Here is a 20515-nt window from a genome sequence, read left to right as displayed (position 1 = left end):
GCGGGCGTGCGGCCCGCGGGCTAACACAGCCTACGCGAGGAGGGTCACCGTGCGAGGGCCGCGCCCTCGGCCTCGTTCCTGATGCGCGCGAGGGTGGCGTTCATGCCGACCACCATGTCGTCGTCGAAGGCGGTCGCGCCACCGAGGACCTTGTCGATGAGGAACTGCGAGACCTTGCTGGTCCCGGTGGGCGCCTCCCGTCGCTGGATCACCCGGGTGCCGGTGTCGGTGGGCTCGAGGGTGAACGACCAGACGGTGCGGTTCTCGTTGACCCGGAAGCGGAGCAGGCGCCCCGGCTCGAAGGCGAGCACCTTGGCGGTGGTGGGCCACACGAGCAGGCCCTTGCGGTTGACATTGATCGTCTTGGTCCCGACTCCGACGGGTCCGCCGAGCACGGCCATCTTCCGGCACTGCGGGCTCCACTCGCCCATCCGCTTCAGGTCGGAGATCACATGCCACACCTGCTGTGGCGATGCGGCGATCTCGACGGTGGCTTCGAGGGTCTTCGACACGGGGCCTCCCTGATTCTTCGCGTAACCGCGAGTTACAAATACAGCCCGTCGATCATAGCCGAGTCTGTGACGCCCGCCACCCGGACGTGCACCACCCGCCGGCGGGGAGGGCCCGCGACGAGCCGCGGCCGGGGTGCGCCCGGTGGCCGGCGCCTTCCCGTCCGGCGAGGGTCCGGCCGAGCAGTACCAGGCCCCACGGCCCGATCACCCAGACCGGCCACGGGTACACGGCCGCGCCGACGGCGATCGACACGATCGCCCAGATCACGAGGTTGATCGTCCCGGCTGCGGCCCAGGCTCCCCACTCGATCCGCTGATGCAGGGGGAGCCGGCGGTCCGCGGTGCGGGCCGGGGCGGGCGGGGGTGCGGGTGAGGCCGGGGGTGCCGCCGGAAGGTCGCTCAGTACCCGGTGCGCCTCGTCGGTGGTGACGGACCGGTACACCTCGCCGACCCGCTGGTCGAACTCGCCGATCGTGAGCCGGCCGGCGGTGAGATGCCGGCCCAGCTCGTCGACGAGCCGCTCGCGTTCGGGGTCGGAGATCCGGACACCGTTGACGTATTCCATCGCTGCCTCCTGCGGAGGGTCGAGACCACTGAGGTTCCACAGTGGAATGTCGATACCACTATGGTGGATATGCCACAGTGGAATGTCAAGCCCCCGGGAAAGGTGTCCGCCATGGTCGACCGTCCGCTCGATGCCCCCGCGGCTCGTCCGCTCAACGCCACCGCGGCGTCGCTGCTGGGATTCCTGCACGAGGGTCCGAAGACCGGGTGGGATCTGGTGGTGACCGCGCAGGAGCGGATCGGGAAATTCTGGTCGATCACGACCAGTCAGGTGTATCGCGAACTCGCCGCCATGGAACGGGCCGGTCTCGTCGAGGCGGGCGAGGTGGGCCCGCGCGACCGCAAGCCCTTCGCGCTCACCGCCTCCGGCCGCGCCGCATTCGCCGAGTGGATCGAACGCGAACCCGGACCGGAGAACATCCGCTACCCGCTGCTGCTCACCGTCGCGTTCGGCAGGCACCTGCCGCCCGGCAGGCTGGCCGAGATGCTCGCCGTCCACCGCGCCGCCCACGAACGCCGGCTCGCCGACTACGAGCGCGCCGCCGCCGAGCACTGCGCGGACCCGTACTCGTCGGCGACCCTGGACTTCGGCATCGTCTACGAACGGGCCGTGCTCGAGTGGTTCGGCCGGGTGGCGGACACGCTGGGGCCGGCCTCGTGAACCGGAGGCGTGGGGCCGTCCCCACCTGACGATCGACACGGCTGTGGCCGGTCCCGACGATGCGGTCACCACGATCCGGCGCGAAGCCGGCCTTCTCGACCCCGATTCGGCGGCGCGCCGGCCGGTGCCGGGGACACAATCCGGATAGCGCGTATCGATCGGGAGGTGGCCGTGGCCGAGGAGGTCGTCGTCGGGGTCGGTCCCGTCTCGACGGACGAGGTCCTGCGCGTGGCGCGGTCCGGCGCGCCGGTCCGGCTCTCCGCGGACGCGCTCGCCCTCATCGGCGCGGCCCGTGCCGTGGTCGACGCGCTCGCCCGCGACCCCCGGCCCGCGTACGGCATCACCACCGGGTTCGGGGCGCTCGCCACCCGCCACATTCCCCCGGAATCGCGAATCGATCTGCAGCGCAGCGTGATCCGCTCTCACGCCGCCGGGACCGGTCCCGAGGTGGAACGGGAGGTGGTCCGCGCGATGATGCTGCTGCGCCTGTCCACCTTCGCCACCGGGCACACCGGGGTCCGCCCCGGGACCGCCACGGCCTACGCCGCGATGCTGAGCGCGGGAATCACGCCGGTGGTGCCCGAGCACGGCAGCCTCGGCTGTTCCGGGGACCTCGCGCCGCTCGCCCACGTGGCCCTCGTCCTCACCGGCGAGGGCGAGGCCCGCGACGCCGCCGGCACGCTCGTGCCGGCCGCGCAGGCCCTCGCCGCGGCGGGCCTCGCGCCCGTCGTGCTCGCCGAGAAGGAAGGGCTCGCCCTCATCAACGGCACCGACGGGATGCTGGGCATGCTGGTCCTTGCCTGCCACGACCTGCGCGCCCTGCTGCGGCTCGCCGACGTCACGGCCGCGATGAGCGTCGAGGCCCTGCTCGGCACCGACCGGGTCTTCGCCGCCGACCTGCACGCCCTGCGGCCGCACCCCGGCCAGGCCGTGGCCGCCGCCAACATGACCCGGCTCCTCGCCGGCTCCGCCGTCGTGGCCAGCCACCGGACCCCGGACTGCCCGGTGGTGCAGGATGCCTACTCGCTGCGGTGTGCCCCGCAGGTCGCGGGCGCCGCGCGCGACACCCTGACCCACGCCGAGCAGGTCGCCGGACGCGAACTCGCGGCCGCGATCGACAACCCGGTCGTCACCCGCGACGGCCGGATCGAGTCGAACGGCAACTTCCACGGCGCCCCGCTGGCGTACGTCCTCGACTTCCTCGCCGTCGTCGTCGCCGACGTCGCGAACATCAGCGAGCGCCGCACCGACCGGCTGCTCGACGTGGCCCGCAGCCACGGCCTGCCGCCGTTCCTCGCCCACGATCCCGGCGTCGACAGCGGGCACATGATCGCCCAGTACACCCAGGCCGCGCTCGTCGCCGACCTCAAGCGCCTCGCCGTGCCCGCCGCCGTCGACTCGATCCCGTCGTCGGCCATGCAGGAGGACCACGTCTCGATGGGCTGGTCCGCCGCCCGCAAGCTGCGCCGCGGCCTCGCCGCGCTGACCCGTGTCCTGGCCATCGAGGCACTCACCGCGGCACGCGCACTGGACCTGCGCGCCCCGCTCACCCCGGCCCCCGGCACCGGCGCGGTGGTCGCCGCGCTCCGCCGGCACGTGGCCGGGCCCGGCCCGGACCGGCATCTCGCCCCGGAGATCGACGCCGCGGCCCGGCTCGCCGCGAGCGGAGAACTCGTCGCCGCGGCGGAATCCGCGATCGGGGCCCTGGACTGATCGTCAGCGGAGCGGGTCGAACTGCCGCGGCACCGCCGCCCGCGCACCGGTCATCGCGCCGGCCAGCAGGCGGCCGGTCAGCGGGCCCAGCGCCACGCCCCACATGCCGTGACCGCCGGCGACGAACACGCGCGCGGAGCGGGTGCCGCCGACCAGCGGCAGACCGTCCGGGGTGCAGGGACGCGAGCCCACCCACTCCTCCGCCCGGGCGGCCCAGTCGACGCCGGTCAGCAGCGGCCGCGCCGCGTCGACGATGGCCTGGATCCGCCGCGGGTCGAGCGGGGCGTCGGGCCGGCGGAACTCCATCATCCCGGCGATGCGGAACCGATCGTGCAGCGGCGTGCACGCGACCCGCTGGGCCGGGAAGTAGATCGGGTTCTTCGGCAGGTGCGCCGGGCGCACGCTGAAGCTGTAGCCGCGACCGGCCTGCACCGGCATCCGGACCCCGAACGGCCGGGCCAGGTCGTTCAGCCGGGCCCCGGTGGCCAGCACCACCGCATCCGCCGCCCGGTCCCCGCCGCCGGTGCCCACCACGCGCACGTCCCGCGGGCCGTCCCGGACCGCCTGCACCTCGAACCCGGTGACGACCTCACCGCCACGGTCGCGCACCGACTCCGCCAGCGCGGCGACGAACCGCGGCGGGTCGACGAACCGCTGCCCCCGCAGCCGGATCCCGGCCCGCACCCCGTCGCCGAGCAGCGGCTCCAGGGTGCGGATCGTGTCGCCGTCGAGCAGGTCGAAATCCACCTCGCCGCCCGCCGCGACCACCTGCCGGAACTCCTCGACGAGCACGCGACGGTCGTCCTCGGACGCGAACGCTGCCAGGAACGGATCCGCCGGGCGGGTCTGTTCGACGACACCGCCGCGGGCCAGATCGTCGTAGGCGCCCAGCGCCATCCGGTTCACCTCGGCGAACACCGCCATCGCCGCGCGCCACCGGCGGGCGGTGCAGTGCCGCGCGAATCCCGCCAGGAACCGCCACAACCGCAGGTCGACCGCGGGCGGCACGTACACCGGGGACGACGGCGTGAGCATCGAACGGATCCCGTACCGCAGCACCGCCGGTTCCGGCAGTGGCAGGGTCAGCGCGGGGGCCAGCCAGCCCGCATTGCCCCACGACGCATCGGCGGCCACCCCGGTGCGGTCGAGCACCGTGACCTCGACGCCGCGCTCCTGCAGGAACCAGGCCGCCGACAACCCGACGAAGCCCGCCCCGACGACGACCACCCGACGAATCGCCATGACGCACTCCCGATCTCGAGGTACCCCATCACCTCCATCATGGACCGTCGCCGGGCTCGGTGCCCGCGAACCGGGGGTGGTCGCCCGCCGGCCGCCCCGTGACGATCCGGTGGATCAGCCGGGCCGCCGCCCGGGCCGTGCGCCCGTCGTCGTCGACGGCCGGCGCCAGCTCGGCGACGTCGACGAGCGCGAGCCTGCCGCTGCGCGCCACGACGTCGCACACGTGCTGCACCACCTCGAACGCGACCCCGCAGGCCGCCGGGGCGCTCACCCCGGGCGCCACCCAGCCGGGCAGCACATCGAGGTCGATCGTCAGGTGCACCGCGTCCACCGCGCGGACGAACTCCTCGACGAACGTCTCCACGACGGGCAGGTTCGTCGCGCGGCACTCGTCGTCCAGCAGGTACCGCACCCCGAACTCGTCCGCGGCAGCGAACAGCGCGGCCGTGTTGCTCGGCTGCGCGATGCCCAGCACCGCGTAGCGCAGCGACCTGCCCTGTTCGCGTTCGCGTTCGGCCATCTGCCGGAACGGGGTGCCCGACGTGGCGACGGGCGCCGCCCGCAGGTCGAAGTGCGCGTCCAGGTTCAGCACGCCCCAGCGGGTCCCGGCCCGCGCGGCCGCGGACCCGGCCCAGCCCAGGTAGCTGCCGAAGGCCACCTCGTGCCCGCCGCCGAGCACCACCACCGCATGCCCCGCGTCGAGCAGCGCGGTAACCGCCGCGCCGAGGCGGCGCTGCCCGTCCTCGAGGGCGCCGCCGCGCACCGCGACGTCGCCCGCGTCGTGGATCGTCGCCGGCGCCGGCAGCGCCAGCGACGCCAGGGCGCGCCGCAACGCGACCGGCCCGTCCGCCGCGCCGGGCCGCCCCTGGTTGCGGCGCACGCCCTCGTCGCTGCGGAATCCGATCAGGACCTGCGCCCGCGCGGCGTCCGCGGGCAGCGGCGCCACCACGTCGTGCCAGCGCAGGTGCTCGGGACCGGGGCCGTCGTCGCGGCCTGTCCACGGCGCCGGCGGCACGTCGACCGGAATCCTCACATCCGCAGTCCTTCCTGCCAGACCTCCCGGACCAGCTGCACTCCCGGCCGGTACGCCAGGTGCAGGTACGACGGCGCGTCCAACGCGATCAGATCTGCCCGTGCGCCCTCCCGGACGACGCCGACGTCGTCCCGGCGCAACGCCGCGGCGCCCCCGGCGGTCGCCGCGTGGACCGCCTCCTCCGGGCTCATGTGCATCTCGCGCACCGCCAGCGCGATGCAGAACGGCATGCTCGTGGTGTAAGAGGTGCCGGGGTTGCAGTCGGTGGCCAGCGCGACGGTGACATCCGCGTCCAGCAGTGCCCGCGCGTCCGGATACCGGTTGCGCGTGCAGAAGTCGGCGCCCGGCAGCAGCGTCGCCACCGTGCCCGAGCCGGCGAGCGCCGCCACGTCCGCCGCCGTCGTGTAGGTGACGTGGTCCACCGATGCCGCACCGACCTCCACCGCCAGCTGCACGCCCGGCCCGGGACCGAGCTGATTGCCGTGCACCCGCGGGGTGAGGCCGTGCGCCATCCCTGCCTGCAGCACGGCCCGGCACTGGTCGGCGTCGAACGCGCCCCGCTCACAGAACACGTCGATCCACTTCGCGTGCGGCGCGCACACGGGGACCATCTCCTCGCACACCAGCCGGACGTAGTCGTCGGGGCGGCCCGCGAACTCCGGCGGCACGGCGTGCGCGGCGAGCAGCGTCGTCTCCGGCGTGAACACCTCGGCCACCCGCAGGCAACGCAGCTCGTCGGCGACGGACTGGCCGTACCCGGACTTGCACTCGACCGTGGTCGTCCCGGACTGCCACCCCTCGGCGACGAGCCGCGACACCGTCGCCCCCAGCGCGCGATCGGTCGCCGCGCGGGTCGGCGCGATCGTCGTGGCGATGCCGCCGGCGGTGTAGGGGGCACCGGCCATGCGGGCGGCGAATTCCTCGGCGCGCTCCCCGGCGAACACGAGATGCGTATGACTGTCGACGAATCCGGGCAGCACGGCGCGGCCCTGCAGGTCGTGCCGGTCCGCGGCGGCCCCCTCGGGGACCCGGTCGCGCGGCCCCACCCACCGGATCAGACCCTCGCCGACGACCACCGCGGCGTCCACGAGCACCCCCAGCGGGCCCCGGTCGAGTTCCGGGTCGTTCGTGACGAGGCAGCCGATGTTGTCGAGCAGTGTCCAGTTCCGCCCGGGCGACACGGCGTCAGCCCTCCCGCATCGGGATGCGCAGTCCGCGGCGCGCGGCGACCTCGGCGGCACGGGGGTAGCCGGCGTCGACGTGCCGGAGGACGCCGGTGCCGGGGTCGTTCGTCAGCACCCGCTCGAGCTTGCGCGCGGCGAGGTCGGTGCCGTCGGCGATGCACACCTGCCCGGCGTGTAGCGACCGGCCGATGCCGACCCCGCCACCGTGGTGGATCGACACCCACGACGCGCCGGACGCCGTGTTGACCAGGGCGTTGAGCAGCGGCCAGTCGGCGATCGCGTCCGAACCGTCGGCCATCGCCTCGGTCTCGCGGTACGGCGAGGCCACCGACCCGGCGTCGAGGTGGTCGCGGCCGATGGCGATCGGAGCGGCGACCTCTCCGGCGGCGACCATCTCGTTGAACCTCAGCCCGGCCCGGTCCCGTTCGCCGTAGCCGAGCCAGCAGATGCGGGCCGGCAGCCCCTGGAACGGCACCGCGCGCCCGGCCAGGGTGAGCCATCGGGCGAGATGCTCGTTCTCGGGGAACAGCTCGAGGACGGCACGGTCGGTGGCCGCGATGTCCGCGGGATCTCCCGACAGCGCGACCCAGCGGAACGGCCCGCGGCCCTCCTCGAACAGCGGACGGATGTAGGCGGGTACGAAGCCGGGGAACGCGAACGCCCGGTCGAAGCCGCCCTTGCGGGCCTCGTCGCGGATGGAGTTGCCGTAGTCGAACGCCTCGGCGCCGCGATCGAGGAACCCGACCATGGCCTCCACGTGCCGGGCCATCGACCGGCGGGCCTGCTCGGTGAACCACACGGGGTCCTTCGCCGCGAGGGTGTGCCACTCCTCGACCGTCACCCCGAGCGGCAGGTAGGACAGCGGGTCGTGGGCGGAGGTCTGGTCGGTGACGATGTCGATGGGGGCCTGCAGCGCGAGCAGCGCCGGCACGACGTCGGCGGCGTTGCCGACCACCCCGATCGAGCGGGGCTCGCGCGCATCCCGTGCCGCGAGCGCCGAGGCCAGCGCCGCCTCGACGCTGTCGGCCTTGGCGTCGAGGAAACCCTGCGCGAGCCGGCGGTCGACCCGGGCCTCGTCGACCTCGACGCAGATCGCGACGCCCTCGTTCATCGTGATCGCCAGGGGCTGCGCCCCGCCCATGCCGCCCAGGCCCGCGGTCAGGGTGACGGTGCCGGCGAGGCTGCCGCCGAACCGCTTGCGGGCGACGGCCCCGAACGTCTCGTAGGTGCCCTGCAGGATGCCCTGCGAGCCGATGTAGATCCAGGATCCGGCGGTCATCTGCCCGTACATCGTCAGCCCCAGCGCCTCCAGGCGGCGGAACTCCTCCCAGTTCGCCCAGTCGCCGACCAGATTCGAGTTGGCCAGCAGCACGCGCGGTGCCCACTCGTGGGTGCGCAGCACCCCGACGGGCTTGCCGGACTGCACGAGCAGCGTCTCGTCGCCGCCGAGGGTCTCGAGGGTCCGCACGATCGCGTCGAATGCGGCCCAGTTGCGGGCCGCCCGGCCGGTGCCGCCGTAGACCACCAGGTCGTCCGGCCGTTCGGCGACGTCGGGATCGAGGTTGTTCATCAGCAGGCGCAACGCGCCCTCCTGTTGCCAGCCCCGGCACCGCAGCCCGGGACCGCGCGGGGCGCGCACGGGCCGCGGGCCCGGGAGGGCGGAGGGGGTCGTTCCGGTGGCCATGGGGCCTCCTCTCGAAACCGGCGAGGCGCGCCGGCGCCGCGACTCCATCCCATGACACTGCGGCGGACCGCCCCGCGACAACCGGTCCGGGCGGATGTGTCGGATCCGAGACCGAGCGGCCGGCCGCGGCCCGCCCGGCGGCCCCTTGGAACAGCGGGGCGGCGCGGTCGTACGATTTCGTCGAACGTTCTGCTGTCGAAGGGAACCATCCATGACCACGGGTATCGAACAGCTCGAGTTTCAGGCGGAGACGCGTCAGCTGCTGGATCTGCTGATCCATTCGGTGTATTCGAACAAGGACACCTTCCTCCGGGAACTCGTCTCCAACTCGTCGGACGCGCTGGACAAGCTCAAGCTCGAGGCGTTCCGCAACAAGGACCTGCAGGTCGACACGTCGGATCTGCACATCGAGATCGAGGTCGACAAGGAGCAGCGCACCCTCACCGTCCGCGACAACGGCATCGGCATGTCCCGGGACGAGGTGGTCGACCTGATCGGCACCCTCGCGAAGTCGGGCACCGCGGAACTGCGGCGCAAGCTGCGCGAGGCTCAGGAGTCGGCCGCGCCGGAGGAACTCATCGGCCAGTTCGGGGTCGGCTTCTACTCGACCTTCATGGTGGCCGACAAGGTGACCCTGCTGACCCGCAAGGCCGGCGAGCACGACGGCACCCGGTGGGAGTCGAGCGGCGAGTCGACCTACACGATCGAGACGGTCGAGGGCGCACCCCAGGGCACGTCGGTGACGCTGCACCTCAAGCCGGAGGACACCGAGGATCACCTGTTCGACTACACGGCCGAGTGGAAGATCAAGGAGATCGTCAAGCGCTACTCGGATTTCATCGCCTGGCCGATCCGGATGCAGGTCGAACGCACCAAGCCCGCCGAGGGGGAGGGGTCCGTCGCCGAAGTGGTCCGCGAGACGGAGACCCTGAACTCGATGAAGGCGCTGTGGGCGCGCTCGAAGGACGACGTCTCCGCGGAGGAGTACAGCGAGTTCTACAAGCACGTCAGCCACGCGTGGGACGAGCCGCTCGAGGTCGTCCCGATGAAGGCCGAGGGCACATTCGAATACCAGGCGCTGCTGTTCATCCCGTCGCAGGCGCCGTTCGACCTGTTCATGCGCGAGCGCAAGACCGGGATCCACCTCTACGTCAAGCGCGTGTTCATCATGGACGACTGCGAGGAGCTGATCCCGGAGTACCTGCGGTTCGTCAAGGGCGTGGTCGACGCCCAGGACCTGTCGCTCAACGTCTCGCGCGAGATCCTGCAGCAGGACAGGCAGATCCGCGCGATCCGCCGGCGGCTCACCAAGAAGGTGCTGTCCACGATCCAGGACATGGCGACCACCGAGAAGGAGAAGTACCGGACCTTCTGGTCGCAGTTCGGCCGGGTCCTCAAGGAGGGTCTGCTCTCGGATTTCGACAACCGCGACACCCTGCTCGCCGTGTCCTCCTTCGAGTCCACGCACAGCGAGGACTCGACGACGACGCTCGCCGAGTACGTCTCGCGGATGAAGGAAGGCCAGGACGAGATCTTCTACATGACCGGCGAGTCCCGGCAGCAGATCGAGAGCTCCCCGCACATGGAGGCCTTCCGCGCCAAGGGCTTCGAGGTGCTGCTGCTCACCGACCCGGTCGACGAGATGTGGGTGGGGTCCGTGCCCGAGTTCGAGGGCAAGCCGTTCCAGTCGATCGCCAAGGGCGAGGTGGATCTCGGTACCGAGGACGAGAAGAAGGCCGCCGAGGCCGAGCGTGAGGAGCGGGAGAAGGAGTACGCCGACCTGCTGTCGTGGCTCGGCGAGACGCTCGACGAGCACGTGAAGCAGGTGCGGCTGTCGTCGCGGCTGACCACGTCGCCCGCGTGCCTCGTCGGCGACACGTTCGCCATGTCGCCCGCCCTCGAACGGATGTACCGGGCGTCGGGCCAGCCCGTCCCGCACACCAAGCGCATCCTCGAGCTCAACCCGGACCACCCGTTGGTCACGGCGCTGCGCGACGCGCACGCCCGGCACGCCGACGACCCGACGCTCGGCGAGACCGCCGAGTTGCTGTACGGCACCGCGCTGCTCGCCGAGGGCGGCGAACTCGAGGACCCGGCGGCGTTCGCCCGTCTGCTCGCCGATCGCCTCGCGCGCACGCTGTAACCGCTCACCCCTTCCGGCCGAATGTCACATCGCGTCGATTCGATCGACGTGGTGTGACATTCGGTCCGTGCGTGGTGGGGGTGCGGCGACCCGATAGGCTCACACCATGGCCGGCGTGGACGGGGTGTTGTTCGATATCGAGGGCGTGATCGTGACGTCGTGGGAACCCGTGCCGGGCGCCGCCGAGGTGCTTGCCGGGCTCCGCGAGCGCGGGGTGCATCGGGCCTTCCTGACCAACACCACGTCGCGGACCTGCGCGCAGATCGCCGAGAGCCTCACCGGGCTGGGCATGCCGGTCGAGCCCGCCGAGATCGTGACGGCCGCGTCCCTCACCGCCGAGTACCTGCGCCAGACCTACCCGGACCGGCGCTGCTGGGTGCTCAACCACGGCGACGTGGAGGCGGACCTCGAGGGCATCGTGCGCGACGAGGACGATCCCGAGGTGGTCGTGCTCGGCGGGGCCGGGCCGGAGTTCAGCCACCGCGCCCTCAGCCGCGTCGCCGAGCTCATGCTTGACGGGGTGCCGGTGGTCGCGATGCACCGCGGCTCCACGTGGCAGTCCGCGGACGGCCTGCGCATCGACACCGGCGTGTACCTGCCCGGTCTCGAGGAACTCACCGGGCAGACCGTCGTCGCGGTCGGCAAGCCGTCGATGCGGGGCTTCCTCGCCGCGGCCGAGCTGATGGGCACCGAACCGGACCGGATGGCCGTGGTGGGCGACGATCTCCACGCGGAGGTCATCCCCGGCCAGCGCCTCGGCATGACGGGAATCCTGGTGCGCACCGGCAAGTTTCGGCAGTCGGTGCTCGACCTCGCGGTCGAGCGTCCCGATCGGGTGATCGATTCGGTCGCCGCCCTGCCGGAGCTCCTCGACACGCTGTGACGCCGTCTCGCCCCGGGCGGGTGTGACCGGTACCCTCGCCGCCGGGGGAGTCGCCCCCGTCCGGGCATCCGAGCCCAGCGAGTCCCGGCCCAGCGCAGAGGAGACCTTGTTGTCCATCCGATCCATCCGTGCCGTCGTAGTCCCCCGCCGCCTCCTCCGGGCCGGTGTCGTCGCCGCTCTCGGCGTCGCGTCGGCCGCCCTGCTCGGCGTGGGTACCGCGACGGCGGCGCCGGTGACGTGCGTGTCGCCGCCGTCGGCCAACGAGATCCTGGTCTCCGACGCCGCCAGCTGCGGCGCGACGGCCGCCGAGGGCGGCACGGCCCACTCCTTCGCCTCCGAGAGCGGCACCGCGGTGTCGGCGGCGCAGACGGCCGGCGCGGCCGAGGCCCACGCGACGGGGTTCGGGACCGCCCTGAGCGGCGCCCAGAACGGTGGCCGCTCCTACGCGTACGCCCTCGGCGGCGGACTGAGCCATTCCTCGGCGCAGGGCCCGGTGACGACGGTGTCGGTCGCGGGCTGGGGGTCGGGGGCGACGGCCGATCCGACCGGGGTGACCTGCGTCGGCCCGCAGTCGTTCGCCGTCAACACGGCCACCGGTCAGTGGTGCGCCGTCGGCGTCGGTTCCACGCGTCGCTGAGAACACACCGCAGCGGTCTTGCGCGACGGGGGTGGCGGGTGCTCCAGACCTTGCACTCGCCACCCTCGAGTGCTAAGAATGCTCTTGGCACTCGCAACACGTGAGTGCCAGGTCGGGACGGTGAGGCCGGGAATATCGACACCCCTGGTCGTCCGTCGCGGGCACTGCTTCCGGCCGAAGGCGTACATGGGGCGACCCGACGAGCGGTCGCCCTGCGTGTCACCCCCATATCCGGAGGATCACTTCGCAATGGCCAAGATCATCGCGTTCGACGAAGAGGCCCGTCGCGGCCTCGAGCGGGGCCTGAACAGCCTCGCCGACGCTGTCAAGGTGACGTTGGGGCCCAAGGGTCGCAACGTCGTGCTCGAGAAGAAGTGGGGCGCCCCCACGATCACCAACGATGGTGTGTCCATCGCCAAGGAGATCGAGCTCGAGGACCCGTACGAGAAGATCGGCGCCGAGCTGGTCAAGGAAGTTGCCAAGAAGACGGACGACGTCGCGGGTGACGGCACCACCACCGCCACCGTGCTCGCCCAGGCGCTGGTGCGCGAGGGTCTGCGCAACGTCGCCGCCGGTGCGAACCCCCTCGGCCTCAAGCGCGGCATCGAGAAGGCCGTCGAGGCCGTCACTGCCAAGCTGCTCGACACCGCCAAGGAGGTCGAGACCAAGGAGCAGATCGGCGCCACCGCCGGCATCTCCGCGGGCGACCCCGCGATCGGTGAGCTGATCGCCGAGGCCATCGACAAGGTGGGCAAGGAAGGCGTCATCACCGTCGAGGAGTCCAACACCTTCGGCCTGCAGCTCGAGCTGACCGAGGGCATGCGCTTCGACAAGGGCTACATCTCGCTGTACTTCGCCACCGACGCCGAGCGTCAGGAGGCCGTGCTCGAGGACGCCTACATCCTGCTCGTGTCGGGCAAGATCTCGACCGTCAAGGACCTGCTGCCGCTGCTGGAGAAGGTCATCCAGTCCGGCAAGCCGCTGGCGATCATCGCCGAGGACGTCGAGGGTGAGGCTCTGTCCACCCTGGTCGTCAACAAGATCCGTGGCACCTTCAAGTCGGTCGCCATCAAGGCCCCCGGCTTCGGTGACCGCCGCAAGGCCCAGCTCGCCGATATCGCCATCCTCACCGGTGGCGAGGTCATCAGCGAAGAGGTCGGTCTCTCCCTCGAGACCGCCGGTCTCGAGCTGCTCGGCCGTGCGCGCAAGGTCGTCGTCACCAAGGACGAGACCACCATCGTCGACGGTGCCGGCGACGCCGACGCCATCGCCGGTCGCGTGAACCAGATCCGCGCCGAGATCGAGGCGTCGGACTCGGACTACGACCGCGAGAAGCTGCAGGAGCGTCTGGCCAAGCTGGCCGGCGGCGTTGCGGTCATCAAGGCCGGTGCCGCCACCGAGGTCGAGCTCAAGGAGCGCAAGCACCGCATCGAGGATGCCGTCCGCAACGCCAAGGCTGCGGTCGAGGAGGGCATCGTCGCCGGTGGTGGCGTCGCGCTGCTGCAGGCCGCGCCGGTTCTGGACGACCTGAAGCTCGAGGGTGACGAGGCCACCGGTGCCAACATCGTCAAGGTTGCCCTCGAGGCCCCGCTGAAGCAGATCGCCTTCAACGCCGGCCTCGAGCCCGGCGTCGTCGCCGAGAAGGTCCGCAACCTGCCCGCCGGCCACGGCCTCAACGCTGCCACCGGCGAGTACGAGGACCTGCTGGCTGCCGGCATCAACGACCCGGTCAAGGTCACCCGCTCGGCGCTGCAGAACGCGGCGTCCATCGCGGCCCTGTTCCTGACCACCGAGGCTGTCGTCGCCGACAAGCCGGAGAAGGCCGCCGCTCCCGCCGGCGACCCGACCGGCGGCATGGGTGGCATGGACTTCTGATCCACGCCCGACCGTCTTCGAGGCCCGGTTCCACTTCGGTGGGGCCGGGCCTCGTGGCGTCGAGGGCTCGGCCCGGGCCGAGCGGCGGGGAGCGCAGGCCCCGGCGTGCGCGAAGTTCCGACGGGTGCAGGAATGCCTGCCGCCGCCGGGAAATCGGGGAAATGTTCCGCCGCGCCGAGTGCTGAAGTGCAGTTCGGGGCGGCCGCGCGGCGCTTCCCGGGCGGCCGGGGACGCAATTCTTTTCGTTAAACATTCCGTTTTTCCGCACTCACAATGCGGAAATCTTCGCGTTCCGGAATTTTCCGCTCTGCACCTGCATAAATGCCGCGGAAATGCATCGAGAACAAGGCCGCATTTCCGGGGTGTGAATTGTCTCACGCCCTGAATTCGCCGGCTCGCAGCGCACAATTCGCGGGGCCCGTGCCACACTCGGAATTGTGATCGGGAACGATCCGGTCGCGTGCAGAAGCGGCGGGCCGGAAATTCCGGCCGGTCGAGAAACACGAGACAAAGGAGTCGGACAATGCTCGGATCCGTTCAGGACATTCTCAACCTCCTGCTGGAGACCTTCGGTGACTTCGCCGACATCCTCGGCACGGGCAGCGCGGAGGCCGGTGAGACCACCCAGCAGGCCGTGAGCTGATCGTCGGCCCGAGAGGGAGTCGGAGGGTTTCCCTTCTCGAGCTGCCTCGATCCACAGCACTCGGCCGCAGCGGCACACGTCGTCGCTGCGGCCGAGTGCCGTCCGGGGTTTCCGGTGTGACCGGCCCGTTCCCATCGAGGGGTGATTTTTCGGATTTCTGCGTTCTCGACTCGTGACATGTTGTAACAATGGCGTCGCGGTCGCAGTTCCAGGCCGCGCATCCGTGACACCGACGAAATCAAGGAGGAGTCGCCATGGGGTCTCTCGCGGACATCATCGGCTGGGTACTCGAGAATTTCGATCTGCTGGAGGTTCTGGACTCGCTGAGCGCCGGCGACGACTAGCAGCCACCCACCACCTGGACGGAGAAGATCATGATCGGCAGCCTGCTCGACCTCATCACGCCCATCCTCGAACTGATCGCCGACCTCGGCTCCGGCAGCACGGACTAGTCCCGGGCCCGAGACCGCAGTCGAATCGCAGCCGCAGCCGCAGGATCTCCTGCCGCTGTGGCTGCGGTCGTGAGGTGTCCGGCCGGTTCACACCGCCACGGCCGCGGCGACCGCACGCTTCGCCAGCCGCGCCGCGATCGCGGCACACACCAGCAGCTGGATCTGGTGGAACAACATGAGCGGCAGGACGATCAGCCCGATCGGCTGGCCCGGGAACAGCACCGTCGCCATCGGCAGGCCCGTGGCGAGCGACTTCGTCGAGCCGCAGAACAGGATCGTCGCGCGGTCCTCGTAGGAGAAGCCCAGGCGCGGTGCGCCGAACCACGTGATCGCCAGGACCAGCGCGAGCAGCACGAGGCACACGCCCACGAGGGCGAGCAGCCGCGCGGGCGACAGGCTCGACCAGATGCCCTCGTTCATGCCGCGGCTGAACGCGACGTACACGACGAGCAGGATCGAACCGCGGTCGACGATCTTCAGCGGCCTGCCGTGGGCCTTGACCCACCCGCCGATCCAGCGGCGCACGAGCTGGCCCGCGAGGAACGGAACCAGCAGCATGAGCACGATGTCGAGCACCGCAGAGGCGCTGAACGTCACGCCCTGCGTGGTCATCGTCAGCGCGACGAGCAGCGGCGTGACGAAGATGCCGAGCAGGCTCGACGCGCTGGCGGAGACGACCGCCCCCGGGATGTTGCCCCGGGCCACCGAGACCAGCGCGATCGACGACTGCACCGTCGAGGGCAGCAGGCACAGGTAGAGGACGCCGAGATACAACGGCTCGGTCAGGACCGCCGGCACGAGGACCTTCGTCGCCAGACCGAGCAGCGGGAACACCGCGAACGTGGTGGCGAGGATCGTCAGGTGCAGGCGCCAGTGCTTGAGGCCTTCGAGGGCCTCGTGCGTGGACAGGCGAGCTCCGTAGAGAAAGAACAGCAGGCCGATGGCGATCTTCGAGGCCCACGTGACGGCGGTCAGGGCCGTGCCCTCGGCCGGCAGCAGCGCCGCGATCGCGACGGTGGCGAGGATGCCGACGAGGAAGGGGTCGAGGCGTCCGAGCACGGGGATCCTGGAGAACATGAGTCGACGCTAGGCCACCGCACGCCCATCCAGGAAACCGATCACCGCGATTACTGTCATCACGAATCGTGATTGAATACCGTGGTGTTCGATCCCGTCCACCTGCGCAGCTTCCTGGCCGTGGAACGCGCCCGCAGCTTCACGCTCGCCGCGAGACGGCTCGGCCTGCGCCAGTCCACGGTCAGTCAGCACGTCGGCAAGCTCGAGCAGGCCGCCGGCCGCCGGCTGTTCCTGCGGGACACGCACGCGGTCGATCTCACCGCCGACGGCGCAGCCATGCTGGGCTTCGCCCGGGACATCCTCGATCGGCACGACGCGGCCCGGCGGTACTTCTCGGAGTCGCCGATCAGCGGGCGGCTGCGCTTCGGGGCCTCGGAGGACCTGGTGCTGCACGAACTGCCCGCCATCCTCGCGGAGTTCCGGCGCAGTCATCCGCGGGTGGATTTCGAGCTCACCGTCGCGCTGAGCGAGGACCTGCATCGGCGCCTCGACGACGGGGACCTCGACCTGGTCTTCGGCAAGCGCCGGCCGGGGGAACGACACGGGGAGCTGATCTTCCGGGACCGGCTGGTGTTCCACGCCGCACCGGACTTCGTGGTCGAGCCCGACGGGCCGATCCCGCTGGTGACGTATCCGCCGCCGGCGTTGACCCGCGAGATCGCCCTCGACACGCTCCGGCGCGCCGGACTCGGGGCGCGCATCACCTGCACCACCGACAGCCTCAACGGCCTGCGCGCAGCCGTCCTCGCCGGGCTCGGCGTCGTGCTCCACGCTGCCCGGCTGCCGCCGGCGGGGCTCGTTCCCGTGCGCGCGGGACGACTGCCCGACGCGGGGGAGGTCGAGTTCGTGCTGCTGTCGCGGCGTTCGGTCCTCAACGAACCCGAGCGGGCACTGCGTGCCGTGATCCTCGCGAACGCCGACCGGCTCGGCCGGGACGGCTGACCGTCGTTGTGCGCGGCGTGCGCCCGTTCCGGCCGGCGGAGCGGGCGCACGCCGCGGGGGAGAGCGGTGAGCTCGTCCCTCTCACTCGGGCAGCAGCATCCACAGCGCCAGGTAGACCAGCGCCGCACCGCCTCCGGTGACGAACGCGGCGACCACCACACCGGCGCGGACGAGGTTGACGTCGATGCCGAAGTATTCGGCGAGACCGCCGCACACGCCACCGAGCATGCGCTGCGAGCGGGAACGGGCGAAGGGACGGGGACCGGGGGTGCTGTTCTCGAATGTCATGCGACAAGCGTGCCGCCGCGGGCCTGCCGGCCACATCGGGTGACGCCCCGATTCCTACCCTGATCTTTCGTCTCGGGGTTCGTCCTCAGCGGCGCTTGGCGAGCGTCTTCTTGAAGATCACCAGGGGCAGCAGCATCCGGGCGATCAGCGCGACGGCCCACACGATCACCGTCGCGAGGATCCAGGTCGCCGCGCCCCGGATCTGCAGGCCGTCGCTGACGAGCGAGGTGACGATCAGCGCCACCAGCGTCGAGATGAGCGCGCTGCTGCCCAGGAGCGCGGGGGTCTTGGTCACCGCCAGCTGACGCAGCAGGGGGTCGACGAGCATCGCGGCCACGGTGAACAGGACGACGGCGATGACGAAGGCGACGCCGTCGAGCGTCATGCCGGGCAGGACCCAGGCACCGACGAGCAGCGCCAGAGCGTTGGCGAGCAGTGCGACGACCGCGGACGCGAGCAGACGGACCATGCCAGGAGACTAGCCCCCACCGGCCGGGAGGGTGAACCGACAAGCCGACGAGGCGGGCCGGAATCCCGGCCCGCCTCGAGGCGCCGGATCGTCGGCGCGGCGCGAGAACTCGTCAGATGCAGACCACCGCCAGGCCCACGCCCCGCCAGACCTGCGTCTCGACGCGCTCGAACTCGTCCTTGTCGTGGTTGTACCGCATGTCGATCTCGGTGCGGTAGCCCCTGTCGCGCTGTTCGGTGACGTGGCAGTCGCCGGATGCCGTGCCGGCGCGGTTGACCACGCCGTACGGCACGCCCTGCGCCTCGAGCGCGGCCCGGGCGCTGTGTTCGCTCATGCCGACCACGTTCGGAGCCGGCTGGGCCGCCGCCGCGGTGCCGGTGCCCAGCGGCACCGACGCGGCCGCCGCGCACACGGCCGCGGTGACGGAGGTGTGCAGCAAAACCCTTCCACGGCGGGATCTTTCGGGAACGGAGTGGGAACTGCTCGTGGTGGATGTCATGCCTTTCAGCGTGCCGACCGGCGGGCCGGCTCCACATCGGGTGACGCCCCGATCCCTACCCTGATCTTTCGTCTCGGGGTTCGCGCGCCGTGTGCTCCGTAGGATCTGTGCATGGCCGGACCGACGCGTGTGGCGCTCGCCCTGGGCAGCGGGGGTGCCCGCGGCTACGCCCACATCGGCGTGATCGAGGTGCTCGAGGAACGCGGCTTCGACATCACCGGGGTGGCGGGCTCGTCCATGGGCGCGCTCGTCGGCGGGCTGTACGCGGCGGGCAAGCTCGACGACTACACCCGCTGGGCGACGTCGTTGACCCAGCTCGACGTGCTGCGCCTGCTCGACGTGTCGCTGTCCGCGCCGGGCGCCATCCACGCCGAGAAGATCCTCGACAAGGTGCGCGAGATCCTCGGCGACACCCCCATCGAGGGGCTGCGGATCCCGTATACGGCGGTCGCGACGGACCTGGCCGCCGGCCGGTCCGTGTGGTTCCAGCGCGGCCCCGTCGACGTGGCGATCCGCGCCTCCATCGCGATCCCCGGCGTGATCACCCCGTACGTGCTCAACGGGCGGGTGCTCGCGGACGGCGGAATCCTCGATCCGCTGCCACTCGCCCCGATCCTCGCCGCCGGTGCCGACGTCACCATCGGTGTCAGTCTCGGGGCGGAGGAGCGCGACGTCGAGGGCGGCGCCCCGGCCCACGCGAGTGCGGAGCCGCGACCGGTCGACGAGTGGATCGGCCGCTTCCGCCGCAGCGCCGCGCAACTGCTCGAGCGCGACGTCGTCCGCTCGGTGGTCGGTCGCTTCGGCAGCGGGCAGGTGGCACGCAGCGATGCCGTGGAGGACGTGGCGCCCGAGGAGACCGAGGTCGTCGACGATCCGGTACCGGTCCCGAAGCTCAGCCGCTTCGAGGTGATGAACCGTTCGCTCGATCTGATGCAGTCGGCCCTCGCCCGGTATCAGCTCGCCGGGTACCCGCCGGACGTGCTCATCCGCGTCCCTCGCAAGTCGGGACGCAGCCTCGACTTCCACCGTGCGGCCGAGATGATCGCGCTCGGCCGCAGCCTCACGGAGTCCGCCCTCGACGCCGCGGGGCTCGGCGTCGCGCCGGTCGCCGAACCGGCTGACCCGGACACCGGAACCGCCTAGGCTGAGCCGGTGGAGACCGTACCGATCCAGCTGCCGGGCGGCACGACGACGCCGGTCCGCCTGTTTCCCGGTCCGGAACACCCGGCCCGCATCGACGCGCCACGGCCCGTGGTGGTGATCCTGCCCGGCCTCGGCATCCCGGCGGGCTACTACGAGCCCGTCGCCGAGGCGCTCACCGGGCACGGGTTCGACGCCGCGCTCTGCGAGCTGCCCGGGCAGGGCGACAGCCGCCCCCGTCCCGGACCCGACAGCGACTACGGCTACCAGGAACTGGTGGCCGTCGACCTGCCGGCGATGTTCGAGGTGGTGCACGAACGGTTCCTCGACTCCACCCCGTACCTCCTGGGGCATTCGATGGGCGGTCAGCTCGGGGTGCTCTATGCCTCCCGCAATCCCGGACGCCTCGGCGGGCTGATCCTCGTCGCCGCGGGCACCCCCTACTACCGTCACCACGCGGGCATCCGCGGGCCGGGTCTGCTCCTCGGGTCCGCGGCGATGTCGATCACCGCGAGCGTGGCCGGGTTCTGGCCCGGCGATCGGCTCGACGTCGCCGGTTTCGGCCGCCAGTCCCGGCTGCTCATCTCGGACTGGGCGCGCCTGGCCCGCAGCGGACGTTTCGAGCCCCGCGGCGCCGACGTCGACTACGAGCAGCGGCTGGCCGAGCTGAGCCTGCCGGTCCTGTCCGTCACCGTCGAGGGCGACGACATGACGCCCGTCCCCGCCGCCCGGCACCTGCTCGAGAAGATGCCCGCCGCGGACGTGACGACGTGGCACCAGTCCCGGCCGCTGGGGCACAACGGGTGGATCCGCGACAACGCGGACACCGTCGACCGCATCTCCGCCTGGTTGAAGGACCGGTGAGCGCGGCCTC

Annotated in this window: 19 protein-coding genes; 9 read left to right on the top strand and 10 right to left on the bottom strand. The window is 71.6% G+C overall.

Annotated elements, in window-relative coordinates; translation table 11 throughout:
- Window positions 1-44: 44 nt before the first annotated feature.
- Window positions 45-512, bottom strand: coding sequence for an SRPBCC family protein (locus tag HFP48_RS20540; RefSeq protein WP_006932414.1), 468 nt, complete (start codon window positions 510-512; stop codon window positions 45-47).
- Between the two features lie 52 nt (window positions 513-564).
- Window positions 565-1077 carry a DUF1707 domain-containing protein gene (locus tag HFP48_RS20535; RefSeq protein WP_029545317.1) on the bottom strand — a complete coding sequence of 171 codons (513 nt, stop codon included), beginning with the start codon at window positions 1075-1077 and terminating at the stop codon, window positions 565-567.
- A gap of 111 nt (window positions 1078-1188) precedes the next feature.
- On the opposite strand from HFP48_RS20535, the gene HFP48_RS20530 reads away from it, so the two are divergent.
- Together HFP48_RS20530 and hutH are read left to right on the top strand one after the other, a co-directional pair.
- Window positions 1189-1737: a PadR family transcriptional regulator gene (locus HFP48_RS20530; protein ID WP_029545315.1), complete on the top strand. Its 549-nt coding sequence runs from the start codon at window positions 1189-1191 to the stop codon at window positions 1735-1737.
- Window positions 1738-1902: 165 nt separating this feature from the next.
- Window positions 1903-3450, top strand: coding sequence for a histidine ammonia-lyase (gene hutH / locus HFP48_RS20525; RefSeq protein ID WP_029545310.1), 1548 nt, complete (start codon window positions 1903-1905; stop codon window positions 3448-3450).
- Window positions 3451-3453: 3 nt separating this feature from the next.
- Here the strand turns inward: hutH and HFP48_RS20520 are convergent, their stop codons facing one another.
- From HFP48_RS20520 to hutU, 4 genes are read right to left on the bottom strand one after another with little or no spacing between them, the layout of a single operon-like run.
- A complete protein-coding gene (locus HFP48_RS20520) occupies window positions 3454-4692 on the bottom strand; it encodes an FAD-dependent oxidoreductase (protein WP_065922271.1) in 1239 nt (412 codons plus the stop codon).
- A 37-nt stretch (window positions 4693-4729) separates the two neighbouring features.
- On the bottom strand, window positions 4730-5725 hold the full coding sequence (gene hutG, locus HFP48_RS20515) for a formimidoylglutamase (protein ID WP_161995923.1): 996 nt from the start codon (window positions 5723-5725) through the stop codon (window positions 4730-4732).
- The gene (gene hutI / locus HFP48_RS20510) at window positions 5722-6906 is read right to left on the bottom strand and encodes an imidazolonepropionase (protein ID WP_168579936.1); all 1185 of its coding nucleotides are present in this window, start codon (window positions 6904-6906) and stop codon (window positions 5722-5724) included. The genes hutG and hutI overlap by 4 nt, the downstream gene beginning before the upstream one ends.
- A gap of 4 nt (window positions 6907-6910) precedes the next feature.
- Window positions 6911-8593, bottom strand: coding sequence for a urocanate hydratase (gene hutU, locus HFP48_RS20505; RefSeq protein ID WP_168579935.1), 1683 nt, complete (start codon window positions 8591-8593; stop codon window positions 6911-6913).
- A 211-nt stretch (window positions 8594-8804) separates the two neighbouring features.
- On the opposite strand from hutU, the gene htpG reads away from it, so the two are divergent.
- The 4 genes from htpG (at window position 8805) to groL (ending at window position 14131) form a co-directional block, all read left to right on the top strand.
- Window positions 8805-10736: a molecular chaperone HtpG gene (gene htpG, locus HFP48_RS20500; protein ID WP_006932404.1), complete on the top strand. Its 1932-nt coding sequence runs from the start codon at window positions 8805-8807 to the stop codon at window positions 10734-10736.
- A gap of 106 nt (window positions 10737-10842) precedes the next feature.
- A complete protein-coding gene (locus HFP48_RS20495) occupies window positions 10843-11619 on the top strand; it encodes an HAD-IIA family hydrolase (RefSeq protein ID WP_006932403.1) in 777 nt (258 codons plus the stop codon).
- A 109-nt stretch (window positions 11620-11728) separates the two neighbouring features.
- Window positions 11729-12256, top strand: a complete 528-nt coding sequence (locus HFP48_RS20490) for a DUF6764 family protein (protein ID WP_006932398.1) — start codon at window positions 11729-11731, stop codon at window positions 12254-12256.
- 249 nt (window positions 12257-12505) lie between these two features.
- Window positions 12506-14131, top strand: a complete 1626-nt coding sequence (gene groL / locus HFP48_RS20485; RefSeq protein WP_006932397.1) for a chaperonin GroEL — start codon at window positions 12506-12508, stop codon at window positions 14129-14131.
- A gap of 1182 nt (window positions 14132-15313) precedes the next feature.
- Here the strand turns inward: groL and HFP48_RS20480 are convergent.
- Window positions 15314-16303 carry a bile acid:sodium symporter family protein gene (locus HFP48_RS20480; RefSeq protein ID WP_029545298.1) on the bottom strand — a complete coding sequence of 330 codons (990 nt, stop codon included), beginning with the start codon at window positions 16301-16303 and terminating at the stop codon, window positions 15314-15316.
- Window positions 16304-16387: 84 nt separating this feature from the next.
- Between HFP48_RS20480 and HFP48_RS20475 the strand changes: the two genes are divergently transcribed.
- A complete protein-coding gene (locus HFP48_RS20475; RefSeq protein ID WP_029545295.1) occupies window positions 16388-17245 on the top strand; it encodes a LysR substrate-binding domain-containing protein in 858 nt (285 codons plus the stop codon).
- An 81-nt stretch (window positions 17246-17326) separates the two neighbouring features.
- Here the strand turns inward: HFP48_RS20475 and HFP48_RS20470 are convergent, their stop codons facing one another.
- From HFP48_RS20470 to HFP48_RS20460, 3 genes are all read right to left on the bottom strand, one after another.
- Window positions 17327-17533 (bottom strand): PspC domain-containing protein, encoded by a 207-nt coding sequence (locus HFP48_RS20470; RefSeq protein WP_029545293.1) that lies wholly within the window; start codon window positions 17531-17533, stop codon window positions 17327-17329.
- Between the two features lie 85 nt (window positions 17534-17618).
- Entirely contained in the window at window positions 17619-18002 is a 384-nt protein-coding gene (locus tag HFP48_RS20465; RefSeq protein WP_029545290.1) for a phage holin family protein, read from the bottom strand.
- Between the two features lie 112 nt (window positions 18003-18114).
- A complete protein-coding gene (locus HFP48_RS20460) occupies window positions 18115-18438 on the bottom strand; it encodes a PASTA domain-containing protein (RefSeq protein WP_168580617.1) in 324 nt (107 codons plus the stop codon).
- A 174-nt stretch (window positions 18439-18612) separates the two neighbouring features.
- Here HFP48_RS20460 and HFP48_RS20455 point away from each other — a divergent pair, with 174 nt between their 5' ends.
- Together HFP48_RS20455 and HFP48_RS20450 are read left to right on the top strand one after the other, a co-directional pair.
- On the top strand, window positions 18613-19644 hold the full coding sequence (locus HFP48_RS20455; RefSeq protein ID WP_029545286.1) for a patatin-like phospholipase family protein: 1032 nt from the start codon (window positions 18613-18615) through the stop codon (window positions 19642-19644).
- 9 nt (window positions 19645-19653) lie between these two features.
- Window positions 19654-20505: an alpha/beta fold hydrolase gene (locus tag HFP48_RS20450; RefSeq protein ID WP_006932928.1), complete on the top strand. Its 852-nt coding sequence runs from the start codon at window positions 19654-19656 to the stop codon at window positions 20503-20505.
- Window positions 20506-20515 lie beyond the last annotated feature (10 nt).

The sequence above is a fragment of the Rhodococcus sp. DMU1 genome (assembly GCF_012272955.1).
In the GTDB taxonomy this organism is placed as follows: Bacteria; Actinomycetota; Actinomycetes; order Mycobacteriales; family Mycobacteriaceae; genus Rhodococcus; species Rhodococcus aetherivorans.
This window is presented reverse-complemented; position numbering and strand designations above follow the sequence as displayed.

Bases quoted from the DNA above. Each gene is read 5' to 3' on its own strand.
- HFP48_RS20470 (WP_029545293.1), bottom strand. From the start codon at position 17,533: ATGACATTCGAGAACAGCACCCCCGGTCCCCGTCCCTTCGCCCGTTCC.
- HFP48_RS20465 (WP_029545290.1), bottom strand. From the start codon at position 18,002: ATGGTCCGTCTGCTCGCGTCCGCGGTCGTCGCACTGCTCGCCAACGCT.
- HFP48_RS20535 (WP_029545317.1), bottom strand. From the start codon at position 1,077: ATGGAATACGTCAACGGTGTCCGGATCTCCGACCCCGAACGCGAGCGG.
- HFP48_RS20520 (WP_065922271.1), bottom strand. From the start codon at position 4,692: ATGGCGATTCGTCGGGTGGTCGTCGTCGGGGCGGGCTTCGTCGGGTTG.
- HFP48_RS20495 (WP_006932403.1), top strand. From the start codon at position 10,843: ATGGCCGGCGTGGACGGGGTGTTGTTCGATATCGAGGGCGTGATCGTG.
- HFP48_RS20455 (WP_029545286.1), top strand. From the start codon at position 18,613: ATGGCCGGACCGACGCGTGTGGCGCTCGCCCTGGGCAGCGGGGGTGCC.
- groL (WP_006932397.1), top strand. From the start codon at position 12,506: ATGGCCAAGATCATCGCGTTCGACGAAGAGGCCCGTCGCGGCCTCGAG.
- HFP48_RS20480 (WP_029545298.1), bottom strand. From the start codon at position 16,303: ATGTTCTCCAGGATCCCCGTGCTCGGACGCCTCGACCCCTTCCTCGTC.
- HFP48_RS20530 (WP_029545315.1), top strand. From the start codon at position 1,189: ATGGTCGACCGTCCGCTCGATGCCCCCGCGGCTCGTCCGCTCAACGCC.
- hutU (WP_168579935.1), bottom strand. From the start codon at position 8,593: ATGGCCACCGGAACGACCCCCTCCGCCCTCCCGGGCCCGCGGCCCGTG.
- htpG (WP_006932404.1), top strand. From the start codon at position 8,805: ATGACCACGGGTATCGAACAGCTCGAGTTTCAGGCGGAGACGCGTCAG.